The organism is Arthrobacter cupressi (assembly GCF_900099975.1).
Lineage (GTDB): Bacteria > Actinomycetota > Actinomycetes > Actinomycetales > Micrococcaceae > Arthrobacter > Arthrobacter cupressi.
Window position 1 is genome coordinate 1 of record NZ_FNEI01000006.1, and the last position, 15397, is coordinate 15397.

Here is a 15397-nt window from a genome sequence, read left to right on the forward strand (position 1 = left end):
GAGGGCTACACGGCAACACCCAAAGCCGCTCCCAGCATCGCCAGCCAAGGCGAGCACTGGCGGGTCCGCACCGACCGCGTCGACGCTGACGGCAAGGTCACGCTCCGCCACGCAGGACGGCTCCGGCATCTGGGCATCGGACGAGCCCACAAACACAAACGCATCATCGTGCTCGTCCGCGAGGCCGACGTCACCGCCGTCGAGCACGGCACCGGCGAAATCCTCGCAGAGTTCACCATCGACCCAACCCGCGGCTACCAGCCGAAAAAACAAAACACCCCCGGTCCGAAGACCGGGGGTGTCAACGATGTCCCGACACATCCGTAAAGGATGTCCCGCTACATCACATTTGTGCGCGGAGGGGGACTTGAACCCCCACCCCCTTTCGAGGACTAGCACCTCAAGCTAGCGCGTCTGCCATTCCGCCACCCGCGCAAGGTGATCCGGAGAATCGCGTTTCGTTTTTCTCCGTAGCAGCGACAAAGACCGTAGCACGGGAACCCCGCCGCCGCCGATTCGGACGCGCCCCGCGTGACACGTTTTCGTCGTGGGCCGTCGGTAGGGTGGCCCTATGGACGCCTCAATCCTGAATGCTGTCACCGTCCCCGCCGTCTTCGCCGCGATCCTCCTGTACGCGCTGTATTTCGTGGTCCGCGCAGGGGTCCGGGACGGAATCCTGCAGGCCGACAGCAAGCGCGCCCGGCTCGGCGTCGATGCGCGTGAAGACGCCGGGGCCTGAGAATGCCAGCCAGCACACGGGCCCGGCGGAAATGGCTGCGCCTCGTCGTCACGGCCCTCGCTGGTGCCGTGGTAGCGGTGGCCACCAGCACCACAGCCCACTGGATAACTGGCCTCGTGGCCGGCTGGGTGGTGGCGGCCTTCAGCTATGTCCTATGGGTATGGCTGGTCATCGGGCGTCTCGACCCCGGGGCCACCCGCAGCCACGCAACTGAAGAGGACCCCTCGCGCGGCACGACGGACCTGATCATCCTTGGCGCGAACGTGGCGAGCCTCGTGGCGGTGGGCGCCGTCGTCGTTGGATCGCATCAGAACGACGGCGGCGGGCTGGGTGACCGGCTCGCTGCGGGAGCGCTGGCGCTGCTCAGCGTCGCGCTGTCCTGGGCGCTGGTCCAGACCCTGTTCACCCTGCGCTACGCCGAGCTGTATTACGGGACCGGGGAGGACACCGGCGGGGAGGTGGGCGGCATCAGCTTCAACCAGGACCGCCCACCGCAGTACACCGACTTCGCCTACCTGGCCACGAGTCTGGGCATGACTTACCAGGTCTCGGACACCAACCTCGAGAATCACCGCATCCGCGCCGAGGCCCTCAAGCACAGCCTGCTGTCCTACCTGTTCGGCACCGTGATCCTGGCCGCGACCATCAACCTGGTGATCGGGCTGGCGGGCTAAAGACTGGCTGGGCAGGGTTCGGAACCGGCGCCGGCTCAGCGGATGCTGTAGCTCAAACGGTACTTGGCGCCGTCCTTCGAGAACTCCATGATGCCGTCCTTATTCACGGGGTCGAACACGTGCTGGCCGAGGTAGTCGTCCCCCTCGACGTCGTTCTCGTAGAGCTTCACCGAGACCTTGCCGGTGAACTGGACTGTCTTGTCGATCCTTTTCTTGTCGCCCGAGCCGATCTGCACGGACTTGCCCAACTGCTGGTCTTCGACCTTGATTTGGATCTCGTCATCGCCGAGGAAGTCTTCCTGTTCGACGCAGTGCAGGGTTCCGAAATGGATCTTTCCTCCGGGCAGGGAGGTCAGGGTGCTGAGCTTGGCGCGGTGCACGCCGTCGATCACGTTGATGGCGCGTTCGCTGCTTGTGCCGTCGTATTTGTAGGATCCGGATTCGAACAGGAGGTACGCCTCGCCGGCCGGCGTGGCGGTGATGCCTTCAGCCATGCTCGGTGCCCGGAAGCAGCGCACGGCGGCCTTGTCCAGGTTGGTCTCGGCCTTGTTGGTGACGTACAGGTTGCTGCGCTTCGCTCGGCCGCTGGAGGTGCTGAAGAGGAAACGGCCGTCCGCCACTGCCACTCCCTGGGTCCATTGCGGGACCTCCCAGCGCAGGCCGTTTCCGTCGCTCTTGCGGTCCAGGGTCAGCGATCCGTCGCCGCCGATCGTGTAGCTGTACATCCAGTCGCGGTGTTCCTTGCTGAACTTGCCCGCGTACAGGTGGCCGCCGTCGATGGTCAGGAACGACGCCCCGTAGACCTTGCGGTCCGCACCGGCCGGACTGACGGATCCATTTCCGGCCGTCATCGACGCCCGGAGGCCGGAGAGACTGTACTTGCGGATGGTGTGCCAGCCGCCGGATTTCGGTCCGTCGATGAACGCCCACTTGTCATTCACTGCGATCCCGCCGGCGTGGGTCTGTTCTTCCGTACCATTCCTCGGCTTGATTAGGACGGTCCCCACGGTCTTGGTCCGGTCCGTGGGGTCGAGGCCGACGATGTGCGCCCCGCCCTTGCCGTAGGTGGTGACGAGCAGCAAGTTGTTTCCCTTGCCATCCCAGTTCTTCCACCAGGCAACGCCCTGCGGCGTGTGGTCGCTGAGTTCCTTGTCCGTCAATTCCGGGCCCGGCTTGAAACGGGCGTCGTACATGTACGAAGCGGATTTGCCGTCGTACAGCGGCGCCGTGCCGCCGGAGGACGCCAGCTCGCATTTGATGATCGTGGAAGCCACCGGCGGTGTGGCTTCCTGGGCGTCGGCGGCTCCGGACGCTGCAAGGAGCAACAGCGGCGCGCTCAACACCCCGAGCGTCTTTTTCCATGGCTTCGTGTTCATCAGACCCCCCGGAAGTAGCTTCAGTTTCGTTCGTCTTGAACGTCCACACCTACCACAGGGGTCACTTTTGAACCATGGGATGCGGTTACGCCGCCGAACCTACGCCGCCGTCCGGAAGAACAGCTCCGACACAACGGCCAGTGAATGCGGGTCCTCGGTGCCGCAGAGTTCGCGGGCGGAGTGCATGGACAGCAGCGGAACGCCGACGTCGACCGTCCTGATGCCCAGCCGCGTGGCCGTCAGGGGGCCGATCGTGGAGCCGCAGGGGATGTCGTTGTTCGAAACGAATTCCTGGTACGGCACCCGCGCCTCGCCGCAGAGCCGCGCCCAGAAGGCGGCGCCCGCGGCGTCGGTGGCGTAGCGCTGGTTGGCGTTGATCTTCAGCAGCGGGCCGCCGTTGAGGACGGGACGGTTGGCGGGGTCGTGCCGCTCCGGGTAGTTCGGGTGCACGGCGTGGCCGGCGTCCGCTGATACGCAGAACGACGCCGCGAACGCCTGCCGCCGTTCGCTCACCGAGGCGCCCATGCCGTCGGAGATCCGGGTCAGGATGTCCTCGAGGATGGGCCCGCACGCGCCGGAGCGGGAGGCGGAACCGATCTCCTCGTGGTCGAAGGCGGCCAGGACCGCGATCGGGCCGCCGGTCGGGGCGCCCGCGGACGCGTGCGCGATCAGTGCGGCCAGGCCCGCGTGTGTGGAGGAGAGGTTGTCCAGGCGTCCCGAGGCGAAGAACTCGCCCTTGGCGCCGAACACCGCCGGCGCCTGGGTGTCGGCGACCACGATGTCGTACCCGCCGATCAGGGCGGGATCCACGCCAGCGGCCGCGGCGAGCAGCCCCAGCAGGTCCTCCGAGCCGGGCTCGCCCAGGCCGAACACCGGGTTCATGTGCTGCTGCTTGCCCAGCGCAAGGCCTTCGTTGACGGCACGGTCCAGGTGGATGGCCAGCTGGGGAAAGCGCAGCAGCGGGCCGGTGGCGGTGAGGTGTTCGGTGCCGTCCAGCATCACCAGCCGGCCAGCCAGCCGGAGTTCGCGGTCCAGCCAGGAGTTCAGCAGCGGGCCGCCGTAAACCTCGACGCCGGCCTGCAGCCAGCCGAACTTGCCGGTGGTGGGCTTGGGCTTGAGTTTGAAGGACGGCGAATCCGTGTGGGTGCCCAGGATGTTGAAGGGCGTGGCCGGGCCTGCGCCGCCGGGAACCACCCAGGCGATGAGGGCGCCGTCGCGGATCACGTAGAACGCGCCGCCGCCCTTCGTGGGCACCGGCCACGCCTGTGCCTCTTCCAGCCGCTTGAAACCTGCGGCGTCGAGCCGGCGTGCCGCTTCATGGACGGCGTGGAAGCTCGACGGCGACGCGGCGACGTAATCGCCGAGGTCCTGGATGTGCTCAAGTGAGGAGGCAGGCATGGCTCCGAGTCTAAATGGTCACATTGAGCGCCGCAGTGTAGCCCGCCTTCGCCGAGCCGGTCATCGTGGCCAGCTGGTAGATGCCGCCGTCGTCGCCGAAGACGTTGTCCGATTTCAGGGTGGTGTTGGGGAAGTTCGCGGCGCTGGTTTCGTAGCCGGCGGTGGCGTAGACGTCCCGGCAGGCCGCGTCGGTCAGGGCGATCTGCGAGACCGCGAGGAGCTGGCCGGCGCTGGTGGCGTTGCTCAGGGACTCGAAGACTTCGAAGTGGATGTGCGGCCAGCGCCCGTTGTAGGCGCCGGGGAAGACGGTGGTGAAGCTCAGCTGGCCGTTGGCGTCAGCTTCCTGGACGCCGCGCAGGTAGTTCTCGTTTTCGAGCCCGGAATCGTAGAGCGAGTATTTCCCGTCGCGGTCACAATGCCAGGCGTAGACGGCAGCACAGGAGAGCGGGACGCAGCCGTTCGCGTTGTCCAGGAGGGTGAGTGTAACCGTCAGCGGCACGCCGTCCACCTTGGTGCCGGACGTGCCGAAGCTGGAGGTGATGTCCTTGCGGACCACGCCGGAGGCTTCCAGGACGTTGGGCCCGTTGGAGCCGTCCCCCGGGTACGGTCCGGCGGTTTCCTGCGGGATTTCCACGCCGCATTCGGCGATGGCGCGGGTCACGGTAGGCGAGGCGGACGCCGATGGCGAGGCGGCCGCCGTCGTGCTGCTGCTTGCGGTGCCCGACGGCGTAGCGCTGCTCGCACTGGACGTTGCGGTTCCACTGCCGGCCCCGTCAGTCGGGGTGCAGGCGGCGAGGGCCGCGGTGGCCGCACCGCCGAACAGCACGCCGAAGGTGCGGCGCCGGCTGAGCAGGGTGGAGACATCAAATTCGAGGCCGCGGTCGTGGTTGGGATGGGGACCGCTGCTTTCAGGGGTGCCGGGTGATGTAGTCATGCCTCCATGGAAGCCCGGTGTCCTGTGCCGTGTACATGGGGTTCCTGTGGCGGGGCTGTGAGAAATACTCAGCGCCCCGTGCTCACGGCGAGCTGCTGGCCGAGTCCATCCAGGAGGATGCTGATTCCTTGGTCCAGTTCCCGCTCGCCGTCGTACTCCAGGAGTTCCGGGGCCATGCGCCGCAGGTGCGGGAAATCCCGCAGCGGCAGGCGCTGGAGCCCGAGCCGGAGCAATGCTTCGTTCTCATCCGGGTCCGCGACGAGTTCCTGCAGTTCGTTCAGGATATGCCCGTAGAGGAATCCGTAGAAGGCGCGGTAGACGTGCAGCGCGCTTACCGGGGTGAAGCCGGCTGCGATCAGGGTGCCCAGGATTTGTTCCAGCGGTTTCAGGGTTCCTGCCGGGCGCAGACCCAGCGGAGTGGACAACGGCCCGGTCACAAGGACGGGTACGACATTCGGGTGGAGCAGGCACACGCGGCGCAACTCATGGGCCATCCGGCGCAGCTGAGCCTGCCAGTCCGTATCGTCAGGAAAGACTTCAAGCTCTTCGAGCACCAGTTCGACGACGCCGGCCAGCAGTTCCTTTCGACCGGCGGCATGGCGGTACAGGGCCATCGGGTCACGGCCCAGTGCCTGCCCGAGCCTTCGCATGCTCAGGGCCTCGAGCCCGTCGGCATCGACGAGCTCCAAGGCCGCTCGCACGACAATGCGGCGGTTGAGCCGCCCCGTCCCGGCATCCTTGCCGGGTGTGCCTGTACGTTCCATCATCATCTCCGACCGTCCGTGCGGAGCTTCCGGGAGCCAGATCCCTCGAAACCTTGCCTTGCAAATGCTTGCTTTTGTTATGCTGTAGATCTACAGTGTAGACAATCAAGCAAGTGTACGACGTATGCCTACAGTGTAGACAGCATTTGTGGCCAATGCCACAACCCACGGCCCGCGCCGCCGTTCCCGGTACGAAACACCGGCCACCGCGCACCCCACGCGGCGGCTCCGGTCCCCACTGCCCTGGCCACCCCCGGCCGGCAGCTGCAGTAACAAGCACGGAAAGGCCCCTGATGGCCATTTCACATTTTGACCACTTCCTCGCCGAAGCCACCGTCCCGGACTCCGACCCGATGCTCACCCTTGGCCTCGAAGAACTCTTCGGCCTCTACATCAGCTGGTGCAACGTGCACCACCACATCCCTGGAACCGAAGCCGACTTCCGGGCAGCCATGAAGCAACACGGCATCAACGCTTCGGCCCCGGGCCTCCGGATGACCGGCCCGGCCGCCACGGACTACATCCTCGCCAGCTACCCCGCCCTGCCGTAACGACCTGCAAAAGGCACACACAGAACGGAAAGGAGAAGAGACCATGACCAGTCCAGCCAACGTGACGCCGTCCTACGGCCCGGACGGCACTGCGTACCTTGTCCGGTGCGGAGCTTCCTCAAGGGACCGCCTCTTCCGCGAACTCAAGTCCGCACTGCGCTACGCGCAGAAACACAACACCAAACACCACAAGGGCGCTGTTCCCCACGTCCGCGAATTCAGCAGCGACGAGAGCGATTTCAGCGACAAGAACACCTGATCCCGAAGGTCCGGGAACTTTGCCCGGACATTTCGGGTGCGTGGCCTCCACGGCTGCGCGCTCCCTAAGAAGAACCTGGTTGTTATGGACAGTGATAGTTCCGCCTTCGGAAGATCCTCGAACCCGTCCCTCCCACAAACACTCCCGCTCTGGTGCGATACGTGCCGCTCAGACGAGCACCTGATCCTGCACTCCATCGACTCCGTGCGCGCCAGCACGAACGAGTTGCTGGTTCATGTCATCTACGCGTGCGCGGCGTGCGGCTCGTTCCACGCGCATGCTGCGCCCTTCGAACAAGTGGCGGCGCTGCTGAACAAGAGCGACACCGTTCCGGGCCTGGTGCACTTCGGCGGGGAGTACCTGCATTGCGGATTGCCGATGACCTTGATCGGCGTTGCCCACCGGGTCATCCAGGCACCGCCGTCCCCGGACAGTGCCTCTGAAACGGACCTGCCCGACGTCGAATTCGACACGAAAATCGCACAATGCGAGTGCGGATTCAGGCTCGAACTACCCACCTAGTCCCATCACCAATCCGGATTGTTGCTCGGAACCACCAGGCCGCTTTCGTACGCGTACACCACCACCTGCACCCGGTCCCGCAGGTGCAGCTTGGTCAGGATGCGCCGGACGTGGGTCTTCACCGTGGCTTCTGACAGGAAGAATTTGTGCGCGATCTCCGCGTTGGACAGGCCCTCGGCGATGGCCTGGAGCATCTCGGTTTCCCGCGGCGTGAGGTCCTCCAGCAGCGGGTCCCGGGCGGGCGCACCGTGCGGCGCGGCCTGCCCCTCCGGGGACTGCCCGGGCGGCCGGGCGCCGCGCACGTAGGTTTCCAGGAGCCGCTGGGTGACCCGCGGGGCCACCACTGCATCGCCGCTGGCCACGAGCCGCACCGCGTGCACCAGTTCCTCCGGCGCCACGTCCTTGAGCAGGAACGCCGAGGCCCCGGCCTGCAGTCCCGCGAAGGCATACTCGTCCAGGTCAAAGGTGGTGAGGATGATGACCCGGGCCGCGGAATCCGTGGCGCTGAGCTGCCGGGTGGCTTCGATGCCGTCCATGCCGGGCATCCGCACGTCCATCAGGATGACGTCCGGGTGCAGGGCCGCCGCCTGGGCCAGTGCGTCGTTGCCGTCGGAGGCCTCCCCCACCACCTCGAGGTCCGGCTCGCCCTCCAGGATGAGCCGGAAGCCAATGCGCAGCAGCGGCTGGTCGTCCACCAGCAGCACCTTGATCGTTCCGTCTCCGGTCATGGCTTCCCCTTGTCGCCGTTCCAGTGCAATTCCGCGTGGACGCGCCAGCCGCCGTTTGGCCCGGGACCGGCGTCCACGGTGCCCGCGTAGATCCGGGCGCGCTCCCGCATCCCGTTGATGCCCTGGCCGGTCCCCACTCCGGGGACACCGGCCCCGGAACCGCCCGCCCCGGCGGCATCCTCCCGGACGTCCCGGCCGTCGTCGAGCACGTCAATGGTGACCCGGTCCCCCTTCCGCAGCACCCGCACGTCCACCCGGCCCAGCGCGCGGCCGTACCGCAGCACGTTGGTAAGGGATTCCTGCACGATCCGGAACACGGTAAGCCGGAAGGCGGGATCGTCAGGCAGGGCCGGGCCGGTGTGCGAAAAATGCAGCGGCAGGCCAGCGGTGCGGAAGCCTTCCAAGAGCGTGGCCAGGTCCCCGGAAGCCGTGGGGGCGAGGGGCGCGGGGCGTCCGGAGTCATCGCGCAACACCCCGAGGACGCGGCGCATGTCCGCCAGGGCCGTGCGGCCGGTGCGGGACAGTTCGCCGAGCACCACCCCGGCGCGTTCGGGATCCTTGCGGACCACGACGGCGGCACCGTCGGACAGGCTGACCATCACCGTGAGCGAGTGGGCCACGACGTCGTGCATCTCGCGGGCGATCCGGTTGCGTTCCGTGACGGACCCCAGCCGGGCGGTCTGCGCCGCCCAGGCCCGGATTTCGGCCTCGTGCTCGCGCCGCTGCCGCACGGAGATGCCGATGCCGGTGGCGATCAGGTTGGACAACAGGATGCTGATGGCCGCGGTGATGTTGCTGATCAGGTGGTAGTTTTCGGGCAGCTCCGCGTCCCCGCCGCCGCCCGGCCCGCCGGGGCTGGTCCACATGAACAGGTAGAGCAGCGTGAGCGGCAGGCTCGCGGCGCCGAAAACCATCAGCGCGCTGCGGCGCGGCCGCACCACGGCCACCGCGTACAGCGCGAACCAGAGGCCAGCGGACACATTCGTGCCCCACGGATGCAGCAGCGTCACGCCGAGTTCCAGGAGCGCGACGGCGGCCGTCACCGTCACAGGGAAGGCCCGGCGCAGGAGCAGCGCCCCCGCGATGACAAGGAGCAGCAGCCCCGCCAGCCATTTGCCGTCGGCGATGCTGCTGATCAGGGTGGACAGGGCCAGCAGGAGGTAGCAGAGGACGACCACTGCATCCATGGCGCGCGGGTGCTCGTAGAAGTACCGGCGGATGCGGCCGCGGCGGCGGGCCGTGATTTCGGCGAACGACGCCTCACCACCTACGGGGACCGCCGCATTTAGGGGAAGAGCCGGGCCCGCGGCGGCTGCAGGACCTGCGGGGACGGCCGGACCTGCGGGGACGGCCGGACTTGCCGCGGCTGCAGGACCCTCGGGGCCCACGGGAACGGTCCGGCCCGCGGCGGCTGCCGGGGCCGGTGCTTCGTCAGTCATGGAAAGAGCCTAGACCGGCGTCGTTCCGGGAGGCGCTGTTCCCGGCATTCATGCCGGCGTCGCGGGAGAGCTGCGGGGTCGCCGGAAAATTCCAGCGACCCCGCAGCTCTCCGGCGACCTCGAAGGGCGTCAAAGCGGACATGGAGCGGATCAAACGTCCCGCTTCTTGAGCAGCAGCATGGCCAGGACCACGGGGACCACCACCCAGGCGCCAAGGACCAGCCCCGCCTGCCAGGCTTCGAGGGTGTCCGGGACGTGTTCGACGGCGGTCAGCGGCAGGATCGTGTTGCCCGGCAGGTACTTGCGGGCCTCCTCGAAGAAGTCGCCCGGGATGAGCTGGAAGGCGATCGGTGCCACGAAGAACAGGCCCACCAGGCTCATGATGCCGCCGGCGGAATTCCGGAGCAGGGTGCCCAGGGACATGCCGATCGCGGCGACGGCAGCCACGTAGATGCTGTTGACCAGGAGCAGCTTGATGGACTGCTGGCTGGCGAGGTCCAGCTTGAGGTCGTAGTTCTGCAGGATGGGCAGTGCCACCAGGCCGGCGATATAGGTGGAGACCGCGGTCAGGGCGAAGGAGCTGACAGTGACGACGATCAGTTTGGCCAGGAACGCCGGGATCCGCTTGGGCACGGCGGCGAAGGTGGAGCGGGCCATGCCGGTGGTGAATTCGGAACTCATCAGCAGCACGCCGAGCGATCCCAGGATGAGCTGGGCGAAGGCGATGCCCGCCGTCGGCACGGTGACCGCGAGGTCCCCGCCCTGCGCGGCCATGGCGGCGGCGGCTTCGGGGTCCTGCGCGGCGGCATCGGCGAACTGGCCGGTACCCCAGGCGGTCAGTGCCGCGAAGCCCACCATCACCAGCGCCGTGCACCCCAGCAGGATCAGGGTGGACAGCAGGGTGCGGAACTTGATGAATTCGGAGTTCAGGACCCGGTGGAAGGCCGGGCCGGGTCCCACGGGCAGGCTCGCCCGGCGGGATTCCAAGGTGGTGGCGCTCATGCCTGATCTCCTCCGGTTTTGACGGGAACCTGGTTTTCCGCGGCCTGGTTTTCCGCGGCTCCGGCGGGAGCCGTGGCGGCCACGGGCGGTCCGGTGGTGATGTGCGAGTGGTACTCGACCTCGTCCTTGGTCAGTTCCATGTAGGCCTCTTCGAGGCTGGCCTGCAGCGGGGTGAGCTCGTAGACCATCACCCTGTTGTCCAGCGCGGTGCGGGCGATGCCGCGGGGATCCAGCCCGGTGACTTCCAGGAGCTCACGGTCGTGGGCCTCCACGGAGACGCCATCGCCGGCGAGCAGCTGCATGAGGCGCAGGGGTTCGTCGGTGCGGACACGGGTGCGGGCGGTGCCCTTGCCGGAGATGATCTCGCCGATGGGCGCGTCCGCGATGATCTTGCCGCGGCCGATCACGATCAGGTGGTCCGCTGTCAGCGCCATCTCACTCATGAGGTGGCTGGAGAGGAACACCGTGCGGCCCTCCGCAGCCAAGTACTTGACCAGGTTGCGGACCCAGAGCACGCCTTCGGGGTCGAGGCCGTTGACGGGCTCGTCCAGGATGATGGTCTGCGGGTTGCCCAGCAGGGCCGCGGCGATGCCCAGCCGCTGGCCCATGCCGAGCGAAAAGCCCTTCACCTTCTTCCGCGCCACATCGCCCAGGCCCGTCATTTCGATGACCTCGTGGATGCGCTTCTTCGGGATGGAGTGGGTGGCGGCCATGGCCAGCAGGTGGTTGTAGGCGGTGCGGCCAGTGTGCACGGCCTTGGCGTCCAAGAGGGCGCCGATCTCGCGCAGCGGCGCCTGGTGCCGGTCGAACGGCACGCCGTTCACGGTGACGCTGCCGGCGGTGGGCCGGTCCAGGCCCATGATCATGCGCATGGTGGTGGATTTGCCGGCGCCGTTCGGGCCCAGGAAGCCCGTGACCTTTCCGGGCTGGACGGTGAAGCTGACGCCGTCGACGGCGGTCTTCTCGCCGTAGACCTTGCGCAGCCCTTGTGCCTCAATCATGGAGTGCCCCGATCATGGAAGTGTCCCTTCCCCTTCGCTGAAGCCGAGTGTTGTTGACGGTATTAACAACGCTAGACATCCGGGCCCCCGGTTTCGCCTGTCCCAGGGATGATTCAGGGTCGGATCAGGGTAGTCCTCATGGATGATCCCCAGCGAGCGGTCCCGGCGAGTACACCCTCAGGTGACCGGGCCGGACGCTGAACTCGGCGGTCCTCACCCCGGGGAGCGGCTCGCCGTCGACCGCTATCACCAGGGGCGCGTCCAGCGCCTCGATCGTGAGCCGGACGGCCTCGCGCAGGTGCGTGACCTTGGAACTTCCGGCGGTTCCGGTCAGCACGCCCCAGAGCAGGCGGAGGCGGGCAAAAGGCTCATCCGCGGTGACCATGCGAACGTCCAGGACGCCGTCGTCCATCACGGGGCGGGCAAGCGGCGCAAGGTCCCGCGGGTAATAGCGGCCCCGGCCCAGGTAGAGGATCCAGATGCGGTGCCGGACGCCGTCGATCAGCAAGGTGGTCGGTGAAGACACCGCGAAGGTGCGCAGCCCTGCGATCAGTCCGGCCAGCGGCTTGCCAAGGGTGCCCTGCAACCGTTCGCGGCGGCGCACCAGGTTCGGGTAGACGCCGACGCTGGCGGTGTTCAGCATGGCGGACTCCCGGATTTCATCCATCCCGTTCAGGCCGCGGCCCGCGGTCACCCGGGCGAGGTCGGTCCGGATGCCGCGTCCCGTCTCCGCCGCCGCCACGGCGTCCGCGAGGGTGGTGATGCCGACGTCGCGGGCAAAGTGGTTCAGCGTCCCGCCCGGCAGCACGAGCAGCGGCAGGCCGTGCTCGACGGCGGCGGCCGCCGCGGTGCCGACCGTTCCGTCACCGCCCCACACACCAAGGGCTTGGGTCCCGGGCCGTGCGGCGGTTTCCTCGACGACGGCGGTGACGTCCTCGTCCTCGTCGGTTTCGCGGAGGTATGCCTGGGGAAACGCCTGTTGCAGGAGGTCCGCGGTCTCCGGCGCGTAGGACCCGCCCTTGGGGTTGACCACGATCGCGAGCCCGGCGCCGTCGTCGATCTTCGGCAGGGTCTCCGAGGTGCTGAGCTGCTCCGGCTGCTCGGGCCTTTCCGGCCACCACCGCCGCGTGAGCAGCGCCGCGCCGGCGCCGATGGCGGAGCCGAAGACCACGTCCGAGGGCCAGTGCGCCCCGGTGTGGACGCGGGAGTAGGCCACTCCGGCGGCCACCGGGGCGAGCAGGGCGCCCAGGGCGGGGTGCACGAAGGAGACGCCCAGGGTGAAGGCCACCGCGGAGGCCGAATGGCCCGAAGGCATCGAGGAACTCGTCGGCTGCGGGTGGACGAAGCGGAAGACCGGAAGGTGTTCGGGCAGCGGGCGGGTGCGCGGGAGCAGGGTCTTGAAACCGAGGTTGGTGACCGCGGACGCCACGCCGAGGGCGAGCAGGCCGTGCACGGCAGCGCGGCGCGGTTTCCCCGGGACACTGGCAAGGCCGCCGGCGACGGCGAACCACAGCTTGCCTTTGGTGGCGGAGGAGGAAAGGTTGCGGAAGAAGGCGTCGTGGTTCCCGTGCGGCCAGCGGGATATCCGGCGGAGCACGGCCCGGTCGAAGTCGGCGATCCGGCCCGGACCGCGGCGCAGGGCGGCCCGGCTCAAGTAAGCAGTTCCGCTCAGTAGTGTCCGCATGTGGTCAGGGTACTCGCGTTCAGGAACTGGCGTGCTGAACGGGTGCCGCCGGCCACGAAACGGGGGTGTGGCCGGCGGCTTGTATATCCGGTGGAGGGAGTGCGTATTCCACCGGAATCTGTGGGCCCGGACCGGATGGTCCGGGAGGGAAAGGGACTAGTCGCGCCGGTCGAACACCAGGCCGCCCGGGACCTGGAAGGTCGGCATGATTTCCAGCATTCCCACATTCACGTGGCGGGGAGTGTCCACCGCGTAGTCGAGGGCGTCCACGATGTCGCCGGTGGTCAGCGACTCGTAGCCTTCGTAGTAGGTCTTCCAGGCCTCTTCCATGGCCTCCGGCGTGCCGCCCATGTTCCGGCCGAAGATCTCGGTTTCCACGCGGCCCGGGCAAATTTCCGTGACCCGGATGCGCTTGCCCACGGTGTCGTTCCGGAGCTGGCGCGAGATCTGGTGCACCGCTGCCTTGGTGGCGTGGTAAACCGTGTGGCCGTAGAAGTTGTACGTGCCGGCGATCGAGCTGATGTTGACGATATGGCCAAGGTCCCGCTCCACCATTCCCGGAAGCACCAGGCGGGTCAGCTGGAGGAGGCCGCGGAGGTTCACGTCAATCAGCTCGTCGATGTCCGACTCCGCCGAGTCCAGGATGTTCCCCGGACGGGAGACGCCCGCGCAGTTCACCAGGACATCCACCTCCAGGCCCTCCAGTTCCGCGGCGACGGCGGCAGTATCGGTCAGGTCCACCGCGTGCGGGATGGACCCGGTGCGGTCGGCCAGCTCCTTGAGCCGTTCTTCGTTGCGGGCAAAGGCGTGCACCGTCAGTCCGCGCTTGGCGAGCCGTTCGGCAATGGCTGCGCCCATGCCGGTGGAAGCGCCGGTCACAACTGCCGTGGTGTAGTCAGAGAAGGACATGGTTACTCCGGATGTCTTGGTTGGCAGTGCCGTCCTCCCGGGCGGGAGGACGGCACCGGTTGGAATGGGATCAGGCGTCGCGCAGCGGTTCGTGGGCGCGGTCCTTGACCGTGCTGACCGCGGCGAGGGTGCCCAGGGCGGTGATGACGGCGTAGAAGGCCGGCATGTAGATGTTGCCCGTGCTGGAAATCAGCCAGGTCATGAGCAGCGGGGCGGTGCCGCCGAAGAGCGCGGAGGAGATGTTGTAGCCCAGGCCGTAAGCCGAGTAGCGGACACGGGTGGGGAACAGTTCCACGATCAGGATGTGGATGACGGCGGTGTGGCCGGCAAAGACCACGGCCATGATGCTGGCGCCAAGGATGGCGAGCCCCATGTTGCCGGTGGCGATCAGCGCGTAGGCCGGGATGCCGACGATTGCCATGGCGACCGCTGCACCGGCGATGACCTTCTTGCGTCCCACGCGGTCCGAGAGGGCGCCCATGAACGGGATGGCGATGCAGATGACCACCAGGCTGCAGGCGGTGACGATGAGGGCTTCACCGATGGTGAAGTTGATCTGCTTGCCCTTGAGGAACGTGGGCATGTAGGAGAACAGCACGTAGTAGCCGGAGCCGTTCATCAGCGGGATGAAGAGGGCCAGCAGCATGGCGCGGCGGTGCTCGGCGGACTTGAAGGCTTCCTTCAGCGGGTTCTTGGACAGGCCGCCCTCTTCCTTCAGCTTGGTGAAGTTCGGGGTGTCGGCGATGGCCTTGCGGATGTAGAAGCCGATGATGCCCATGGGGATGGCGACCAGGAACGGAACACGCCAGGCGAAGGAGCCGAAGCCGCCGCCGTCGATCGCTGCCTGGGTGAGCCATGGGGACATGGAGTAGGCCACGAGCGTGCCGGTCAGCAGGGCGGCGAAGGAAGCGATCTGGGCGAAGGAGGTGATGACGCCGCGCTTGCCTTCGGGGGCGTGCTCGGCCAGGAAGGTCATGGCGCCGGCGGCTTCGCCGCCCACGGAGAATCCCTGCAGCATGCGCAGCAGGACCAGGAGAATCGGGGCCGCGATGCCGATTGCGGCGTACGGCGGCAACAGGCCGATGCCCGCGGTGGCAACGCTGATCAGCATGATGACGAAGACCAGGAGTTTTTGCCTGCCGATCCGGTCGCCCAGGTAGCCACAGACCACAGCGCCCAGGGGACGCACGAAGAAGGACACAGCGTAGCCTGCGAACACGAACAGCAGGGCGTTGTCCGGGTTGCCGGGGGCGAGGAACACCAGGGCAAGGGTTCCCGCCATGAAGGCGAAGATGCCGTTGTCGTAGAGTTCCACGAAGATGCCGACGCAGCCCGCAGTGACGACCTTGCGGGTCTGCCGGCCGGTGAGGCGCTCTGGCTGCGTAGAGGCAGCGTTGGTGCTTGTTGACATGTGTTT

16 protein-coding genes, 1 tRNA gene and 1 pseudogene are annotated in these 15397 nt (G+C 67.4%); 6 read left to right on the top strand and 12 right to left on the bottom strand.

The features are described 5' to 3' along the window. Positions 1 to 327, top strand: a pseudogene (locus BLP88_RS18945) (IS481 family transposase); the annotation flags it as partial. Positions 328 to 352: 25 nt separating this feature from the next. On the opposite strand, the gene BLP88_RS08495 reads toward BLP88_RS18945, so the two are convergent. Beyond that, positions 353 to 435: transfer RNA gene (locus BLP88_RS08495), tRNA-Leu, on the bottom strand. Positions 436 to 571: 136 nt separating this feature from the next. On the opposite strand from BLP88_RS08495, the gene BLP88_RS18950 reads away from it, so the two are divergent. Together BLP88_RS18950 and BLP88_RS08500 are read left to right on the top strand one after the other, a co-directional pair. Beyond that, entirely contained in the window at positions 572 to 739 is a 168-nt protein-coding gene (locus BLP88_RS18950) for a hypothetical protein (RefSeq protein ID WP_175453524.1), read from the top strand. A 2-nt stretch (positions 740 to 741) separates the two neighbouring features. Then, a complete protein-coding gene (locus tag BLP88_RS08500; protein ID WP_074588447.1) occupies positions 742 to 1413 on the top strand; it encodes a DUF1345 domain-containing protein in 672 nt (223 codons plus the stop codon). A 35-nt stretch (positions 1414 to 1448) separates the two neighbouring features. On the opposite strand, the gene BLP88_RS08505 is transcribed toward BLP88_RS08500, so the two are convergent. The 4 genes from BLP88_RS08505 to BLP88_RS08520 all read right to left on the bottom strand — a co-directional run bounded on the left by BLP88_RS08505 (position 1449) and on the right by BLP88_RS08520 (position 5885). Continuing rightward, positions 1449 to 2789 (bottom strand): hypothetical protein, encoded by a 1341-nt coding sequence (locus BLP88_RS08505; protein WP_139163340.1) that lies wholly within the window; start codon positions 2787 to 2789, stop codon positions 1449 to 1451. A 99-nt stretch (positions 2790 to 2888) separates the two neighbouring features. Then, on the bottom strand, positions 2889 to 4187 hold the full coding sequence (locus BLP88_RS08510) for a M18 family aminopeptidase (protein ID WP_074588449.1): 1299 nt from the start codon (positions 4185 to 4187) through the stop codon (positions 2889 to 2891). A 10-nt stretch (positions 4188 to 4197) separates the two neighbouring features. Beyond that, complete coding sequence (locus tag BLP88_RS08515) at positions 4198 to 5121, bottom strand: intradiol ring-cleavage dioxygenase (RefSeq protein ID WP_074588451.1); 924 nt, start codon at positions 5119 to 5121, stop codon at positions 4198 to 4200. A gap of 68 nt (positions 5122 to 5189) precedes the next feature. Continuing rightward, positions 5190 to 5885, bottom strand: coding sequence for a TetR/AcrR family transcriptional regulator C-terminal domain-containing protein (locus BLP88_RS08520; RefSeq protein ID WP_074588736.1), 696 nt, complete (start codon positions 5883 to 5885; stop codon positions 5190 to 5192). A gap of 293 nt (positions 5886 to 6178) precedes the next feature. Between BLP88_RS08520 and BLP88_RS08525 the strand changes: the two genes are divergently transcribed. From BLP88_RS08525 to BLP88_RS08535, 3 genes are all read left to right on the top strand, one after another. Next, entirely contained in the window at positions 6179 to 6436 is a 258-nt protein-coding gene (locus BLP88_RS08525; protein ID WP_074588452.1) for a hypothetical protein, read from the top strand. A 43-nt stretch (positions 6437 to 6479) separates the two neighbouring features. After that, positions 6480 to 6695, top strand: a complete 216-nt coding sequence (locus BLP88_RS08530; protein WP_074588453.1) for a hypothetical protein — start codon at positions 6480 to 6482, stop codon at positions 6693 to 6695. An 84-nt stretch (positions 6696 to 6779) separates the two neighbouring features. After that, positions 6780 to 7217: a hypothetical protein gene (locus tag BLP88_RS08535; RefSeq protein ID WP_074588455.1), complete on the top strand. Its 438-nt coding sequence runs from the start codon at positions 6780 to 6782 to the stop codon at positions 7215 to 7217. 5 nt (positions 7218 to 7222) lie between these two features. Here the strand turns inward: BLP88_RS08535 and BLP88_RS08540 are convergent, their stop codons facing one another. The 7 genes from BLP88_RS08540 to BLP88_RS08570 form a co-directional block, all read right to left on the bottom strand. After that, positions 7223 to 7945 carry a response regulator gene (locus tag BLP88_RS08540; RefSeq protein ID WP_074588456.1) on the bottom strand — a complete coding sequence of 241 codons (723 nt, stop codon included), beginning with the start codon at positions 7943 to 7945 and terminating at the stop codon, positions 7223 to 7225. Continuing rightward, positions 7942 to 9384, bottom strand: coding sequence for a sensor histidine kinase (locus BLP88_RS08545; RefSeq protein WP_245679816.1), 1443 nt, complete (start codon positions 9382 to 9384; stop codon positions 7942 to 7944). The genes BLP88_RS08540 and BLP88_RS08545 overlap by 4 nt, the downstream gene beginning before the upstream one ends. A gap of 150 nt (positions 9385 to 9534) precedes the next feature. Next, positions 9535 to 10386: an ABC transporter gene (locus BLP88_RS08550; protein WP_074588457.1), complete on the bottom strand. Its 852-nt coding sequence runs from the start codon at positions 10384 to 10386 to the stop codon at positions 9535 to 9537. After that, positions 10383 to 11387, bottom strand: a complete 1005-nt coding sequence (locus tag BLP88_RS08555; RefSeq protein WP_074588459.1) for an ABC transporter ATP-binding protein — start codon at positions 11385 to 11387, stop codon at positions 10383 to 10385. The genes BLP88_RS08550 and BLP88_RS08555 overlap by 4 nt, the downstream gene beginning before the upstream one ends. Before the next feature lie 136 nt (positions 11388 to 11523). Continuing rightward, positions 11524 to 13071 carry a bifunctional phosphatase PAP2/diacylglycerol kinase family protein gene (locus BLP88_RS08560; RefSeq protein ID WP_074588460.1) on the bottom strand — a complete coding sequence of 516 codons (1548 nt, stop codon included), beginning with the start codon at positions 13069 to 13071 and terminating at the stop codon, positions 11524 to 11526. A gap of 156 nt (positions 13072 to 13227) precedes the next feature. Then, positions 13228 to 13980 (bottom strand): SDR family oxidoreductase, encoded by a 753-nt coding sequence (locus BLP88_RS08565; protein WP_074588461.1) that lies wholly within the window; start codon positions 13978 to 13980, stop codon positions 13228 to 13230. Between the two features lie 70 nt (positions 13981 to 14050). Beyond that, positions 14051 to 15391 (bottom strand): MFS transporter, encoded by a 1341-nt coding sequence (locus tag BLP88_RS08570; RefSeq protein WP_074588463.1) that lies wholly within the window; start codon positions 15389 to 15391, stop codon positions 14051 to 14053. Positions 15392 to 15397 lie beyond the last annotated feature (6 nt).